Origin of the sequence: Streptomyces sp. BK208, assembly GCF_004364245.1 — a bacterium.
Taxonomy (GTDB): domain Bacteria; phylum Actinomycetota; class Actinomycetes; order Streptomycetales; family Streptomycetaceae; genus Streptomyces.
The window spans coordinates 302,104-316,630 of sequence record NZ_SOAV01000007.1 but is presented as its reverse complement, the minus strand read 5'-3'; the positions used below and the strand labels follow the sequence as shown (position 1 = coordinate 316,630).

Annotated in this window: 13 protein-coding genes; 1 reads left to right on the top strand and 12 read right to left on the bottom strand. The window is 72.5% G+C overall.

Translation table 11 applies throughout. The annotated features are described in order from the left end of the window. Positions 1-150: 150 nt before the first annotated feature. The 11 genes from EV562_RS19780 to EV562_RS19725 all read right to left on the bottom strand — a co-directional run bounded on the left by EV562_RS19780 (position 151) and on the right by EV562_RS19725 (position 11,318). Positions 151-1,071 (bottom strand): Pro-rich N-terminal domain-containing protein, encoded by a 921-nt coding sequence (locus EV562_RS19780; RefSeq protein WP_133888123.1) that lies wholly within the window; start codon positions 1,069-1,071, stop codon positions 151-153. A gap of 166 nt (positions 1,072-1,237) precedes the next feature. Beyond that, a complete protein-coding gene (gene aroB, locus EV562_RS19775) occupies positions 1,238-2,329 on the bottom strand; it encodes a 3-dehydroquinate synthase (protein ID WP_133888122.1) in 1,092 nt (363 codons plus the stop codon). After that, entirely contained in the window at positions 2,326-2,841 is a 516-nt protein-coding gene (locus EV562_RS19770; protein ID WP_133888121.1) for a shikimate kinase, read from the bottom strand. The genes aroB and EV562_RS19770 overlap by 4 nt, the downstream gene beginning before the upstream one ends. Beyond that, on the bottom strand, positions 2,838-4,022 hold the full coding sequence (aroC, locus tag EV562_RS19765; protein WP_133888120.1) for a chorismate synthase: 1,185 nt from the start codon (positions 4,020-4,022) through the stop codon (positions 2,838-2,840). The genes EV562_RS19770 and aroC overlap by 4 nt, the downstream gene beginning before the upstream one ends. Before the next feature lie 173 nt (positions 4,023-4,195). Further along, positions 4,196-4,585, bottom strand: coding sequence for a hypothetical protein (locus EV562_RS19760; RefSeq protein ID WP_133888119.1), 390 nt, complete (start codon positions 4,583-4,585; stop codon positions 4,196-4,198). Positions 4,586-4,632: 47 nt separating this feature from the next. Further along, entirely contained in the window at positions 4,633-5,472 is an 840-nt protein-coding gene (locus EV562_RS19755) for a shikimate dehydrogenase (RefSeq protein WP_133888118.1), read from the bottom strand. After that, positions 5,453-7,198, bottom strand: coding sequence for an endolytic transglycosylase MltG (gene mltG, locus EV562_RS19750; protein ID WP_133888117.1), 1,746 nt, complete (start codon positions 7,196-7,198; stop codon positions 5,453-5,455). Before mltG ends, EV562_RS19755 begins: the two co-directional genes overlap by 20 nt. A gap of 128 nt (positions 7,199-7,326) precedes the next feature. Continuing rightward, positions 7,327-7,791 (bottom strand): Holliday junction resolvase RuvX, encoded by a 465-nt coding sequence (gene ruvX, locus EV562_RS19740; RefSeq protein WP_166661905.1) that lies wholly within the window; start codon positions 7,789-7,791, stop codon positions 7,327-7,329. A gap of 35 nt (positions 7,792-7,826) precedes the next feature. Further along, positions 7,827-10,499 (bottom strand): alanine--tRNA ligase, encoded by a 2,673-nt coding sequence (gene alaS / locus EV562_RS19735; RefSeq protein WP_133888115.1) that lies wholly within the window; start codon positions 10,497-10,499, stop codon positions 7,827-7,829. Continuing rightward, entirely contained in the window at positions 10,499-10,861 is a 363-nt protein-coding gene (locus tag EV562_RS19730; RefSeq protein WP_133888114.1) for a hypothetical protein, read from the bottom strand. The genes alaS and EV562_RS19730 overlap by 1 nt, the downstream gene beginning before the upstream one ends. Before the next feature lie 7 nt (positions 10,862-10,868). Further along, entirely contained in the window at positions 10,869-11,318 is a 450-nt protein-coding gene (locus tag EV562_RS19725) for a DUF948 domain-containing protein (RefSeq protein ID WP_133888113.1), read from the bottom strand. Positions 11,319-11,483: 165 nt separating this feature from the next. Between EV562_RS19725 and EV562_RS19720 the strand changes: the two genes are divergently transcribed. Next, positions 11,484-13,676 (top strand): regulator, encoded by a 2,193-nt coding sequence (locus tag EV562_RS19720; RefSeq protein WP_166661890.1) that lies wholly within the window; start codon positions 11,484-11,486, stop codon positions 13,674-13,676. A gap of 30 nt (positions 13,677-13,706) precedes the next feature. Here EV562_RS19720 and rpsD read toward each other — a convergent pair whose 3' ends face one another. Beyond that, positions 13,707-14,321, bottom strand: coding sequence for a 30S ribosomal protein S4 (gene rpsD, locus EV562_RS19715; protein ID WP_133888111.1), 615 nt, complete (start codon positions 14,319-14,321; stop codon positions 13,707-13,709). Between the last annotated feature and the right edge of the window lie 206 nt (positions 14,322-14,527).

Sequence of the window (14,527 nt, the reverse complement as noted above, 5' to 3'; positions counted from 1 at the left end):
GCGGAGGCGAGGGACGCGGGGTGCGCCGAGCGGGGTGGCGCTTCCTGTCGTATCGCGGCCGACCGTCGGTGGGGGCCGGCCGCGCCCCCGCCGCGGAGCCCCATGTCGATACAGTCCCACGCCCTTTTGGGGCGCTGCCCTCAACGACGTCTACCAGCTGGGCGGGCTGGCTATCGAGCGGGAGAGGACCTCGTCGAGGAGCTGGGCGGTTTCCGGGACGTCGAGTTGGGAGTTGTCGATGATGGGGAGGCCGGAGCCGTACCAGCCCGCCATGCGGCCGTGGATGCGGGCGACCTCCTCGTCGGTGAGGCGCCGGTTGCCGCTGCGCTCGGCGTTGCGCTCCAGGACGATGTCCAGGCCCGGCAGGAGGACGACCGGCAGCAGACCGGGACCCACGTGCCGCTTCCAGCCGCCGAGACCGACGACCGGGCGGTCCGGGAAGACCGCGTCGTCGAGGATGCAGGAGATCCCGTTGGCCAGGAAGTTGCGCGCGGAGAAGCCGCAGGTGCGACGGGCGAGGCGGTACTGCGCCTCCGAGTGCTCGTTCCACCCGGTCTGAGGGTCGGCGAAGCCGGAGCGGACCCACTCACGGACGTCGTCCAGGCTGATGTGCGCGGTGGGGACCCGGCGGTGCTCCGCCCAGTACTTGGCCACGCTGGTCTTGCCCGCGCCCGCGGGGCCGATGAGCAGCACCGCGAGCGTGGTGGTGGTGGGGTCGGGCGCGGCGGCCGTGGCGGGCGGCACGCTGGGCACGGCCACCGGACCGCCGGGCGGCAGCGAGAGATGGCCGGTGGAGTCCGGCGGAGGCGGCGCGGGGGCCGGCTGACGGTGCCCGGGGGCGGGGGCCGACTGGTGCGGGCCGGGAACGGGACCCGGGTGCGGACCCGGAACGGCCCCCGGGTGCGGGGCCGGGGCCTGCCGCGGCGCCATGGGGTGGCCCGGCGCGGGAGGCGGTACGGGGGCGGGCCCTTGGGGCGGGCCGGGGTGGTGTGCGGCCGGGGACCAGCCGAGGGCCGGTCCGTGCCCCGTCTGGTGGGGCGGCGGCAGCGGAGAACCCACTGGGTGCTGCATCCGGTGCCACTCCGTCTCGTGCAGGCGATGGGCGCTGGCGACGGGAGGGGGCCCGCCGTCCTGCTACCGAACGGTACCGCCCCCGGCCGTCGTTTGGTGAACGGCCGGGAGCGGCCCGAAGTGCCCGTCCGGCAGCGCGAATCGGGCGGAAGGGCGCAGCCGGGTACTACTCGCCCACCTCGCCGTAGGCGGCGAGGAGGACGGCCGGGTCGGGGCCCTCCAGGACGGTCGGCTTGGCGAGGCCGTCCAGGACGATGAAGCGCAACAGGTCGCCGCGCGACTTCTTGTCGACCTTCATGTTCTCGACGAGCTTGGGCCACTGGTCGTAGCGGTAGTGCAGCGGCAGCCCGACGGCTTCGAGGATGCTGCGGTGGCGGTCGGCGGTGGCGTCGTCCAGCCGGCCGGCCAGGCGGCCCAGTTCGGCGGCGAAGTGCATGCCGACGGAGACGGCGGCGCCGTGCCGCCACTTGTACCGCTCGTTCTTCTCGATGGCGTGGCCGAGGGTGTGGCCGTAGTTGAGGATCTCCCTGAGGCCCGCTTCCTTCAGGTCGGAGGAGACGACCTCGGCCTTGACCTTGATGGAGCGCACGATCAGCTCGGCGGTGTGCGGTCCGGCCGGGGTGCGCGCGCCCTGCGGGTCGGACTCGATCAGGTCGAGGATCACCGGGTCGGCGATGAAGCCGGCCTTGATGACCTCGGCCAGGCCCGAGACGTAGTCGTTGACCGGGAGGGAGTCCAGGGCGGCCAGGTCGCACAGGACGCCGGCGGGCGGGTGGAAGGAGCCGACGAGGTTCTTGCCCTCGGCGGTGTTGATGCCGGTCTTGCCGCCGACGGCCGCGTCCACCATGGCCAGCACGGTGGTGGGGACGGCGATCCAGCGCACTCCGCGCAGCCAGGTCGCGGCCACGAACCCGGCCAGGTCGGTGCTGGCCCCGCCGCCGACCCCGACGACGACGTCGGTCCGCGTGAACCCGGACTGGCCGAGCGCCTTCCAGCAGTACGCGGCGACCTCGGCGGTCTTGGCCTCCTCGGCGTTGGGCACCTGGATGGCGATCGCCTCGTAGCCCTGCTCGGCGAGGTCGGCACGCAGGGCGTCACCGGTCTCGGCGAGCGCCTCGGGGTGGATCACCGCGACCCGCTTCGCCCTGCTGCCGATCAGGCCGCCCAGCTCACCGAGGAGCTGCCGGCCGACCAGGACCTCGTAGGGGTCGGACCCGGCGCTGCCGCCGATGGGGATCCGGGTGACTTCCTCGCTCATGCTTCTTTCCACTCCACTGCGTCCAGGGCGGCTTCGGCCACTTCCTGCGGCGTCCGGCCGTCGGTGGCCACGACGGCCGTGGCGACCTCCTCGTAGAGGTGCCGGCGGGCCTCCATCAGTTCGCGCCACTGCTTGCGCGGGTTGACCGCCAGCAGCGGCCGGGCCACGTTCAGGCCGGTGCGCCTGACCGCCTCCTCCACGTCCATCGAGAGGTAGACGACCCGCTGTCCGGCGAGCAGCGCACGCGTGTCCGCGTCCAGGACCGCTCCGCCGCCGAGGGCGAGGACGCCGTCGTGCCGGGCGAGCGCGGTGCGCACGGCGTCCTTCTCCAGGGCCCGGAAGGCGGCCTCGCCCTCGTCCACGAAGATCTCGGCGATGGTCCGCCCCTGGGCGGCGACGATGTCCTCGTCCGTGTCCCGGTAGCCGGTGCCCAGCCGCTCGGCGAGCAGCTGTCCGACGGTGGACTTGCCCACGCCCATCGGCCCTACCAGGACGATCACCGGTGCGCTCATCGGATGGCCAGGTTGTCGAGGTAGGAGCGCACGTTGCGGCGGGTCTCGGCGACGCTGTCGCCGCCGAACTTCTCCGCCACGGCGTCGGCGAGGACCAGGGCCACCATGGCCTCGGCGACGATCCCGGCGGCCGGCACCGCGGAGACGTCGGAGCGCTGGTGGTGCGCCTGCGCGGCCTCGCCGGTGGTCACGTCCACGGTCTTGAGGGCGCGCGGCACGGTCGCGATCGGCTTCATCGCGGCGCGCACCCGCAGCAGCTCGCCGGTGGTGAGGCCGCCCTCGGTGCCGCCGGAGCGGCCGGAGACACGGCGGATGCCGTCGGGCGTGCTCACGATCTCGTCGTGGGCCTGCGAGCCGGGCACCCGGGCCAGCTCGAAGCCGTCACCGATCTCGACACCCTTGATCGCCTGGATGCCCATGAGGGCGCCGGCGAGTCGCGCGTCGAGCTTGCGGTCCCAGTGGACGTGGGAACCGAGGCCCACGGGCACGCCGTACGCGAGGATCTCGACGACGCCGCCGAGGGTGTCGCCGTCCTTGTGGGCCTGGTCGATCTCGGCGACCATCGCCTCCGAGGCGTCGGCGTCCAGGCAGCGCACGGGGTCGGCGTCCAGCCGCTCGACGTCGTCCGGCGTCGGGTACACGCCGAGCGGCGCCTTCGCCGAGGCCAGCTCGACGACGTGGCTGACGATCTCGACGCCGGTCGTCTCCTTCAGGTACGACCGGGCCACCGCGCCGAGGGCGACGCGGGCGGCCGTCTCACGGGCCGAGGCGCGCTCCAGGACCGGCCGGGCCTCGTCGAAGCCGTACTTCTGCATCCCGGCGAGGTCCGCGTGGCCGGGGCGCGGCCGGGTCAGCGGCGCGTTGCGCGCGAGGCCGGCCAGTACCTCCGGGTCCACCGGGTCGGCGGCCATGACCTGCTCCCACTTGGGCCACTCCGTGTTACCGACCATGACGGCGACCGGGGAACCCATGGTCAGACCGTGCCGGACGCCACCGAGGAAGGTGACCTCGTCACGCTCGAACTTCATCCGCGCGCCGCGACCGTAGCCGAGCCGCCGCCTCGCCAGGTGGTCCGCCACCATGTCGGTGGTGATCGGCACGCCGGCGGGCAGTCCCTCCAGCGTCGCCACGAGTGCGGGACCGTGGGACTCCCCTGCGGTCAGCCAGCGCAACCTGCTCAACGGTGCTCCTCAGTGCTCGCGCCCCGGTATTGCCCCGCGTACGCGCCTTCTCCGCGTACGCGACGGTCCGGCCGGGTGCGCGGCCCCGGCCCGCCGCCTTCGATCCTCCCACGTCCGGCTGCCGGGACCGGCCGCCGGTCCATCTGACGGACGGGCGGCCGGCTCCGGTGGTGTCAGGCGGGCGGGTTGCCCTGCTGCTGCGCGGGAGCGTACGCCCCGAGGAAGTCCGCGCCGCTCTCCTGCCGCCGGGCCGGGGCGTAGGGGCCGAGGAAGTCGGCGCCGCTCTGTGCCGGCCGCGGCGGCTGCTGCGGTGCGTAGGGGCCCGGACGGTCGGCGCCGGTGCCCTGGCCGTACCGCGCCGCGCCGGGCAGCGCCTGCCCCGCGCGGCGCGCACGCCGCCGGGCGATCCCGCGCCGCGCCTTGACCACCCAGCTCGCGACGACGGCGAGCACGATCAGGGCGAGCACCGTGATCTGCACCCAGTCGGGCAGGAAACCCAGCACGGCCTCGAAGATCTGGCTCTTGGCCGAGGCCAGCGGTACGCCCGCGGTCCCTGTGTCCATGGTTCGTCTTCCCCTCCCGTCCCGCCCCCTGCGGAACCGGAGGGATCTTAGCGATCGGCGAGCGCGCGCTCCCCCGCTTTACGCATCGCGGCCAGCGGCGCGGGGGCCCGGCCGGTCATCCGCTCCACCTGGAGCACCGCCTGGTGGAGCAACAGGTCGAGGCCGCTGACGACGGCACCGCCGGACGCCGACCAGCGGGCGGCGAGCGCGGTGGGCCAGGGGTCGTAGAGCACGTCGAAGAGGGTGGCCGGCCGCTCGGGGACGGCGGCGGCCAGGGCGTCGGTGGCGCCGGCCGGGGTGGTGGCCACGACCAGAGGCGCGTGCAGCGCCTGCGCGGCGTCGGCCCAGTCCGCGAGGCGCACGTCGACGTCGAGCCGCTGCGCCCAGCCCCGCATCTCGGCGGCGCGTGCCGCGCTGCGCACGTAGACGGTGATCTCGCCGGTGCAGATCCGGGCCAGCGCGGCCAGCGCGGAGGACGCGGTGGCGCCGGCGCCGAGGACCGCGGCGGTCTCGGCCTTCTCGACGCCGTGTTCGCGCAGGGCGGCGACGATGCCGGGGATGTCGGTGTTGTCGCCGGTCCTGCGGCCGTCCTCGGTGAGCAGGACGGTGTTCACGGCGTCCACGGAGGCGGCCGTCTCGCTGACCGAGTCGAGCAGCGGGATCACCGCGCGCTTGAGCGGCATGGTCAGCGACAGCCCGGCCCACTCGGGACCCAGTTCCTCAAAGAAGCCGGGCAGCGCCGCCTCGTCGACGTCGAAGCGGTCGTACGTCCACTGTGCGAGGCCCAGCTCCGCGTAGGCGGCGCGGTGCAGCACCGGGGAGAGGGAGTGGGCGATCGGGGAGCCGAGCACGGCGGCCCGGCGCAGGTCAGTCGCCGGAGCTGGCATCGAACTTGTCCTTCAGCTTCAGGAACTCGTCGTGGGTCTTGGCGAACTCGGTCTTGTCCACGCCGTCGGTGGCCACGAAGTAGATCCAGCCGTCCTGCGTGGGGTCGAGCGCCGCCTGCAGGGCCTCGTCGCCGGGGTTGCCGATCGGGCCGGGCGGCAGTCCACGGTTGGTGTAGGTGTTGTACGGGTCCATGTTGCTGTTGATCTCGGACTCGCTGATGTGGATCTTGCTCTGGCCCATCAGGTAGTTGAACGTCGAGTCGAACTGGAGCTTCTGGTTCGTCTCGGTGTTGGACTCCTTGAGCCGGTTGTAGATGACCTCGGCCATCTTGCGGAAGTCGTCGTGGGTCTTGCCCTCCGCCTGCACCAGGCTCGCGGCGGTGAGCAGCTCCCACGGGCTCTTGAGGCCGAGACCTTCCGCCTTCCCCTCCAGACCGATCTTCTCGTACTGCTCGTTGGCACGTGCCACCATCTGCTTCAGCACGTCCTCGGGCTTCTGCCCCTTGGCCGCCGAGTAGCTGGACGGGTAGAGGAAGCCCTCCAGGGGATCCTTGACGCCCTTGTGGTTCAGCGCCCAATCGGGCAGCCCGAGGCTCTTGTAGTCGGACTTGGCGACGTCGGCGGTGGTGCCCGCCTTCACTCCGAGGCGCTTGTCGATGAGCTCGTAGACGGCGGCGTTGCGCTTGCCCTCGGCGATGATCAGGTTGCTGCGGCTCTTGGGGCTGAGCAGGAGTTCGACCGCGCTCTCGGCCGACATCTCCTTCTGCAGCGTGTACACGCCGTCCTGGATGCTCTTGCCGCGGGGGTTGCTCTGCTGGGCGGCGATGAAGGCGTCCACGCTCTTCACCACGCCCTGCCGCTTGAGTTCCTGGCCGATCGTGGAGCCGCCGGCCCCCTTGGGGATGGTGACGGTCACCTGCTCGCCGTTGCCGCCGCCCGCGTAGTCCGGGGCCGAGCCGAAACGATCCTGGTAAAACTGGTAGCCGAAATATCCGACCCCCGCCACGCCGCCGCCGAGCACCAGGCAGACCACCAGGCAGGCGCATCCGTTGCGGCGCTTCTTGGGCTTGCCGCCGCCCCGGCTCCTGCGCTCCCCGCGACCGTCGCGGCCCGCGTCCGCCACGTCGTCGTCCGCGCCGGCGAAGAAGGCGTGCTCCCCCTCGTCGGGTCCCGGGTCCCAGTCGGTGCGCTGCGGCTCGGGCTCGGCACGCCTGCGGGTGGGAGGCTCCGGCGGCGGGTACGCCTCGGGGGTGCCGTAGAAGTCGGGCTGCTCTGCGCCGTAGCCGCCGGCCTGCTGTCCGTAGGGGTCGGACGGGTCGGCCGGGTAATGCGCCTGAGGCTGGGCGCCGCCGCCCCAGCCGTCGTCGTAGCCCTGCTGCGGCTGCGCCTGGGGCGCGTACTGCTGCTGTCCGTGCTGCTGCTGTCCGTGCTGCTGCTGACCGTACTGCTGGTCGTACTGCTGCTGACCGTACTGGTCGTAGTGCGGCTCGGAGTTCTGGTGACCGTACTGGTCGTACTGGGGCTGCCCGCCGCCGTACGACGACTGGCCGTCGCTCCAGTCGCCGTAGCCCTGCTGCGCCTGCTGCTCGGGATACTGCTGCGGCCGGCCGTCGTAGGGGGACTGCTGGCCCGCGTGGGCCTGCTGCGCGCCCCATCCGCCGTCCCCGTACAACGGGTCCTCCGGATGCCACGGTTCGGAGCCTGGGCCCCGGCCATACTCAGTCATCGATCCCCTAGAGCCGCGAGGCGACGGGGGGCGCGGCCTGTGCCGAAGGGCCTGCTTCCGTTCCGCCTCTTGCTGTGCGGTGGCTGTTCGAATGCCTCCGCATCGCGCGGAACGTTACCGTATCGCGATCAGATGACCACTTCGACGCCCTCGCCGGGTGGCCTGCCTGACACCCGTTCGGATTCGAGTGCCTGCTGAAGGATGATCACAGCGGCGGCCTGGTCGATGACGGACCGGCCCTTCTTGGACCTCACTCCCGAGGCGCGCAGCCCCTGACTGGCGGTGACCGTCGTCATCCGCTCGTCGACGAGCCGGACGGTGACCGGTGCGATACCGCGGGCCAGTTCCTGCGTGAAGCGCCTGACCTTGGCCGCGGCCGGGCCCTCGCCCCCCTTGAGGGAGCGGGGCAGGCCGACGACGACCTCGATCGGCTCGTACTCCTCGACCAGCTGCCGTAGGCGTCGGTGCGCCGCGGGGACGTCGCGTCCGGGAACCGTCTCCACCGGGGTGGCGAGGATCCCGTCGGGGTCGCAGGACGCGACCCCGATGCGGGCGTCACCGACGTCGACGGCCAGGCGGCGGCCGCGGCGCATCACCGGGCCGTCCGCCGGGTCGTTCTCGGGCGTGCTCACTTGGCGGTGTCCGCCACGAGTCGCTCGACGGCGTCGACCGCGTCCCCGATGGCGGCCGGGTTCTGGCCGCCGCCCTGGGCGACGTCCGGCTTGCCGCCACCGCCGCCGCCGAGGGTCTTGGCGGCGGTGCGCACCAGGTCACCGGCCTTGAGGCCGCGCTCGCGGGCGGCCTCGTTGGTGGCGATGACCGTGAGGGGCTTGCCGTTCACCGTGGTGAACAGGGCCACGACCGCGGCCCGGCCGCCCTGGATGCGGCCGCGCACGTCGAGGACCAGCTTGCGCAGGTCGTCGGCGGTGGTGCCGTCCGGGACCTGCCCGGTCACCAGCGCCACGCCGCGCACGTCCTTCGCCGAGTCGGCGAGACCGCCGGCGGCCTGGAGGACCTTCTCGGCGCGGAACTTCTCGATCTCCTTCTCGGCGTCCTTGAGCTTGCCGAGCATCGACGAGACCTTCTCGGGCAGCTCCTCCGGACGGCCCTTGATCAGCTCCTGGAGCTGGGCGACGACCGTGTGCTCACGGGCGAGGAAGTTGTAGGCGTCGACGCCGACCAGCGCCTCGATGCGGCGCACACCGGAGCCGATGGAGGACTCGCCGAGCAGCTTGACCAGGCCGAGCTGGGCGGTGTTGTGCACGTGGGTGCCGCCGCACAGCTCCTTGGAGAAGTCGCCGATGGTGACGACGCGCACGCGCTCGCCGTACTTCTCGCCGAACTCGGCGATGGCGCCCTGCTTCTTGGCCTCGTCGATGCCCATGACGTCGGCGCGCACGTCGAGGTCGCGGGCGAGCACCTCGTTGATCTTCTGCTCGACGTCGGTCATCACGGCCGTCGGCACGGCGGACGGCGAACCGAAGTCGAAGCGGAAGCGGCCGGGCTGGTTCTCGGAACCGGCCTGCGCGGCCGTCGGGCCGAGGGCGTCGCGCAGGGCCTGGTGGGTGAGGTGGGTGGCCGAGTGGGCGCGGGCGATGGCCTTGCGGCGGCGGTCGTCGATGGATGCCTGGGCCTTGGCCCCGACGGTGACCTCGCCGACCTGGACGACGCCCTTGTGGACGTACACGCCCGGCACGGGCTTCTGGCAGTCGCGGATCTCGATGACGGCGCCGGTGTCGACCTTGATCCGGCCGGTGTCGCCGATCTGGCCGCCGCCCTCGGCGTAGAACGGGGTGCGGTCCAGGACGATCTCGACCTCGTCGCCCTCGGTGGCGGCCGGGGAGGAGGTGCCGTCGACGAGGATGCCGACGATCGTGGACTCGCTCTCGGTGTCGGTGTATCCGACGAAGTCGGTGGCGCCCGCCTTGTCGGCGATCTCCCGGTAGGCACCGGCACCGGCGTGACCGGTCTTCTTCGCCTGGGCGTCGGCCTTGGCCCGCTCCCGCTGCTCCTTCATCAGGCGGCGGAAGCCGTCCTCGTCCACGGAGAGCCCCTGCTCGGCGGCCATCTCCAGGGTGAGGTCGATCGGGAAGCCCCAGGTGTCGTGGAGCAGGAACGCCTTGTCACCGGCGAGGACGGTGCCACCGGCGGCCTTGGTGTCGGTGACCGCGGTGTCCAGGATGTTGGTGCCGGCCTTCAGCGTCTTGAGGAACGCGTTCTCCTCGGCGAGGGCGACCTTCTCGATCCGCTCGCGGTCGGTGACCAGCTCGGGGTACTGCTGTCCCATCATGCCGATCACGACGTCGATCAGGTCCTTGACGACGGGACCGGTGGCGCCGAGCAGGCGCATGTTGCGGATGGCGCGGCGCATGATGCGGCGCAGCACGTAACCGCGGCCCTCGTTGCCGGGGGTGACGCCGTCGCCGATGAGCATCACGGAGGTGCGCATGTGGTCGGTGACCACGCGCAGCGATACGTCCGAGGCCTGGGCGTCGCCGTAGGCCACGCCGGTCAGTTCGGTGGCCTTCTTGATGACGGCCATGGAGGTGTCGATCTCGTACATGTTCTGCACGCCCTGCAGAATCATGGCGAGGCGTTCCAGGCCGAGACCGGTGTCGATGTTCTTGCTCGGCAGCTCGCCGAGGATCTCGAACTCCTCCTTGCCGATGCCCTCGCCCCGCTCGTACTGCATGAAGACGAGGTTCCAGATCTCCACGTACCGCTCGTCGTTGACGGCGGGGCCGCCCTCGACGCCGAACTCGGGGCCGCGGTCGTAGTTGATCTCGGAGCAGGGGCCGCAGGGACCGGGGACGCCCATGGACCAGTAGTTGTCCTTCTTGCCGAGGCGCTGGATGCGCTCGGAGGGGACGCCCACGACGTCGTGCCAGATGCGCTCGGCCTCGTCGTCGTCCTGGTAGACGGTGATCCACAGCCGCTCGGGGTCGAGGCCGTAACCGCCCTTGTCCTGGGGGCTGGTGAGCAGCTCCCAGGCGTACTTGATGGCGCCTTCCTTGAAGTAGTCGCCGAAGGAGAAGTTGCCGCACATCTGGAAGAACGTGCCGTGCCGGGTGGTCTTGCCGACCTCTTCGATGTCCGGCGTGCGCACGCACTTCTGGACGCTGGTGGCGCGGTCGAAGGGCGGCTTGACCTCACCCAGGAAGTAGGGCTTGAAGGGCACCATGCCGGCCGGGACGAGGAGCAGAGTCGGGTCGTCCGCGATGAGCGACGCCGAAGGGACGACGGTGTGACCGCGCTCCTCGAAGAAGCTCAACCAGCGGCGACGAATCTCGGCCGACTCCATCAGTGGTCCTCATTCCGGTTGTGCGAGTGCGTCGTCCTGTCGTCGACGACGTACTTCGGGTTGTCGCTGTTGCGGTTCTCGATGGCGTGGTGGCGCCGGGGCGCGGGCAGTTCCCGGTCGACGGGGGCGTTCAGGCCCAGCGCGTCGTCCAGTTCGGCCTCCCGCTGGGCCATGTTGTCGCGGACGTCGAGTGCGAAACCCACCGCGCGCTCCCTGACCCTCGCACCCACGTCGAGCGCCTTGTTCGCCGCGGTGGCGGCGAGGCTGTCCGGGGTGAGCTGCTTGAGCTTCCGGTTGACCTTGGTGGTGGCCCAGACACCGGCGGCCATGCCGGTGCCGAACCAGAACGTACGGCGGAACATCGCTCGGTCAGCCCTTCTTCCGCTTCGTCCGCCGCGCGGCCGGCAGCGTACGGCCCACGATCACGGTGCGCCGCGCCTGTGCGGCCGGGACGGACACGTCATCCTTGCGACCGCCGAGTGCCCGCCGCACGCCGTACCCGAACGCCGCCACCTTCACCAGCGGGCCGCCGAAGGTGGAGGCCACGGTGGTGGACAGCGCGGAGGCGTTCGAGGTGACCTCCTGGACGTCGGAGGCGATCGCGTCGACCCGGTCGATCTGGGTCTGTGCGGAGCGCACCGCCGCGGAGGCGTCGGCCAGCAGCGGGACGGCCTGGTCGGTCACGTCCGCCACGAGTTTGGTGGTCGTCCTGAGCGTCTGGGCCAGCCTCGCCAGTGCGACGGCGAGGAAGGAGACCAGGATCGCCCAGAAGACGGCCACCAGGATCCCGGCCACCTCGCCACCGGACACTGTGTGCACCCGCTCCCTGAAAGACGTGCCTCAACATCGGGAAAGTCGTGCACCGAGCCTATCGCGCCGGGCGCGGGGCTCCGTACCCCGTTCCGCGTCCCGCGCGGCGCGGAACGGCCGAGTTGCCCGAAGGGATTGTACGGAGTGAATACGGGCCAGTACGCTCCGTGTTCCATGCGAGACCTTCGGCGCGACGGCGTTCCGCACGGCAACCTCCCGCTGGAGCTGGACGCCTTCGTGGGGAGAGCGACGGAACTCGCGGGGCTGGCCGGGGCGCTGGACGCGGCACGGCTGGTGACCGTCACCGGGCCCGGGGGCGTCGGCAAGTCCCGGCTGGCCGCCCGGGCGGCCGGGCGCCGCTCGCCCCGGGACGGGGTGTGGCGGGTGCAGCTGGCGCCGGTGCGGGACGAGGAGTTCGTCGACTACGCGGTGGTCGAGGCGCTGGGCCTGACCGACCACACGACCCGGCTGCCGCGCGAGACGCTGCTCGCGCACCTGGCCGAGCGGGAGCTGCTGCTGCTCCTGGACGGCGTCGAGCACCTGGTGGACGCCTGCGCGGCGCTGGTGACCGAGCTGCTGGGCCGGGCCCCCGGGCTCAGGGTGCTGGCGGTGGGCCGCAGGCCGCTGGGCGTGGCCGGGGAGCGGCTGGTCCCGCTGGCGCCGCTGAGCACGGAGGAGGCGGTGGAGCTGCTGGCGGTGCGGGCCGGGCAGCGGAGCGTCACCTGCGGCCATGACGCCGCCGATCCGGACGCGGACCGGCGGGAGGCGCGCGAGCTGTGCCGCCGCCTGGACGGGATCCCGCTGGCGATCGAGCTGGCGGCGGGGCGCCTGGGCGCGCTGTCGCCGGGGCAGGTGCTGCGCCGGCTCGACGACAGATTCCGGCTGCTGACGGGCGGGGACCGCACCGCGTTGCCCCGGCACCGGACGCTGCGCACGGCGATCGGCTGGAGTCATGAGCTGTGCACGCCGCCGGAGCGGCTGCTGTGGGCGCGGCTGTCGGTGTTCGCCGGGCCGTTCGACCTGGAGGCGGCCGAGTACGTGTGCAGCGGTGACGGGCTGCCGGCCGACGAGGTGCTCGACGTGCTCTCCGCGCTGCTCGCCCAGTCCGTGCTGACCCGCGAGGAGTCCCCGGCCGGGGTGCGCTTCCGGATGCTCGACACGGTGCGGGCGTACGGCGCCGACTGGCTGGAGGCGGCCGGGGACGCGGACCGGCTGCGGCGGCGGCACCGGGACTGGTACGTGGGCCTGGCCACCTGGTGCGAGCTGGAGTGGTTCTCGCCGCGCCAGGGTGAGGTCGCCGCGCGCGTGAACGCGGAGCTGCCGAATCTGCGCAGCGCCCTGGAGCACTGTCTGACCGAGCCGGACGACGCGCACCTGGGCCAGTATCTGGCGGGCTGCCTGTGGTTCCACTGGGTCGGCTGCGGACGGCTGTCGGAGGGGCGGCACTGGCTGGAGCAGGCGGTGCGGCTGGACGCGGAGCCGACGGCGGGCGAGCAGCCGCGGCTGAAGGCGCTGTGGGTGCTGGCGTACGTGGCGATCCTCCAGGGCGACACGGTGCCCGCGCTGGCCGCGCTCCAGGAGTGCCGCCGGGAGGCGGAGCGCTCGGCGAACCCCACGGCGGTGGCGTACGCGGAGCACCGCACCGGCTGTCTGGCGCTGGTGACGGACGACATGCCGCGCGCGGAGACGCTGCTGCGCTCCGCGCTGCGCCGCTACCGGGAGATCGGCGAGCTGAACAGCAACGTCCTGATGGGCCAGGTGGAGCTGGCGATGACGCGGGCGTTCCAGGGCGATCTGCCGGACGCGGTGCGCCTGTGCGAGGACGTGCGCCAGGTCTGCGAGGACCACGGCGAGCGCTGGGCCCGCGGCTACGCCCTGTACGTCCTCGCCTACGCGGCCTGGAGCGAAGGGAACCCGGTGCGCGCCCGCGAGCTGCTGGCCGACTGCCTGGGCGGTGCGCACCGCTTCCGCGACCAGCTGGGCTCGGTGCTGGCGGTGGAGCTGCTCGCCCTGGTCACGGTGGCGGAGGGCGACGCGGCGGAGGCGGCGGTGCTGCAGGGTGCGGCGGGGCGGATGTGGCCGTCGGTGGGGCTGCCGCTGTTCGGCTCGGCGCACTACAACGCGCCGCACGAGCTGTGCGAGGCGACGGCCCGGGAGCAGCTGGGCGACGAGCGGTACGAGGAGTGCGCACGGCACGGGGCGCGGCTCGGCCGCCGGGAGGCGGTGGCGCGGGCGCTGCGGCGGCCCGGGGCACCGGCCTCGCTGCCGGCGCCGCGCTCGGCGGACGGGCGGCGGACGGCGGCGGGACCCCGCACGGCGAAGCCCGCCGCCTCGCCCACCCGGAAGGGCGGGGAGACGGCGGGCTGAGGTACCGCTGGTACTGCGCCGGCGCTGGGATCAGCGGGCGTAGTACTCGACGACGAGCTGCTCGTCGCAGATCACCGGGATCTCCTTGCGGTTCGGCTCGCGGTCCAGGCGGAACGCCAGGGCCTTGAGGTTCACCTGGAGGTAGCGCGGGATCTCGCCGTCGGGGGCGAAGCCACCCTCGCGGGCGATGGTGAAGAGCGTCTTCTCCTTGGAGCGCTCGCGCACCTGCACCACGTCGTCCGGGCGGACGCGGAAGGACGGCTTGTCGACCTTCTGGCCGTTGACCTGGATGTGGCCGTGGACGACCATCTGGCGGGCCTGGTAGATCGTGCGGGCGATGCCCGAACGCAGGACCAGCGCGTCGAGACGGCGCTCGAGCTCGATGACCAGGGCCTCGCCGGTCTTCATGTTGGTCTTGGAGGCACGCTCGTAGGCGCGGACGAGCTGGCGCTCGCTGAGGTCGTACTGCGCGCGCAGACGCTGCTTCTCGAGCAGACGGACCTTGTAGTCCGAGTTCTGCTTGCGGCCGCGGCCGTGCTCGCCCGGCGGGTAGGGGCGGGCCTCGAAGTACTTGACGGCCTTCGGGGTCAGCGCGATGCCGAGGGCACGCGACTTCTTGACCTTGGGGCGGGACTGGTTCGCCACTGTGTCTCTTTCCTAGTTCCGGCTTGTCAGGGTTGTGGGAGGTCGCAATCCGCAGCCGGGGAAACCCGCCGGGTCCGTGTCGGACCTGCCGGGCAGCCGCTCCCCTGGTCTGGGCACATACGTGCAGCACGCGAGTGGCCCACCGACCTGTCCGGAACTCCGGGTGGTGGTGGGCTGCCCGCGACACCGATCGACGGTGCGCGACG

Coding starts and splice junctions, on each gene's coding strand:
- alaS (WP_133888115.1), bottom strand. CDS start 10,499: ATGGAGTCGGCCGAGATTCGTCGCCGCTGGTTGAGCTTCTTCGAGGAG.
- EV562_RS19770 (WP_133888121.1), bottom strand. CDS start 2,841: ATGAGCGCACCGGTGATCGTCCTGGTAGGGCCGATGGGCGTGGGCAAG.
- mltG (WP_133888117.1), bottom strand. CDS start 7,198: ATGACTGAGTATGGCCGGGGCCCAGGCTCCGAACCGTGGCATCCGGAG.
- EV562_RS19760 (WP_133888119.1), bottom strand. CDS start 4,585: ATGGACACAGGGACCGCGGGCGTACCGCTGGCCTCGGCCAAGAGCCAG.
- EV562_RS19755 (WP_133888118.1), bottom strand. CDS start 5,472: ATGCCAGCTCCGGCGACTGACCTGCGCCGGGCCGCCGTGCTCGGCTCC.
- EV562_RS19730 (WP_133888114.1), bottom strand. CDS start 10,861: ATGTTCCGCCGTACGTTCTGGTTCGGCACCGGCATGGCCGCCGGTGTC.
- EV562_RS19720 (WP_166661890.1), top strand. CDS start 11,484: ATGCGAGACCTTCGGCGCGACGGCGTTCCGCACGGCAACCTCCCGCTG.
- aroB (WP_133888122.1), bottom strand. CDS start 2,329: ATGAGCGAGGAAGTCACCCGGATCCCCATCGGCGGCAGCGCCGGGTCC.
- ruvX (WP_166661905.1), bottom strand. CDS start 7,791: ATGCGCCGCGGCCGCCGCCTGGCCGTCGACGTCGGTGACGCCCGCATC.
- EV562_RS19780 (WP_133888123.1), bottom strand. CDS start 1,071: ATGCAGCACCCAGTGGGTTCTCCGCTGCCGCCGCCCCACCAGACGGGG.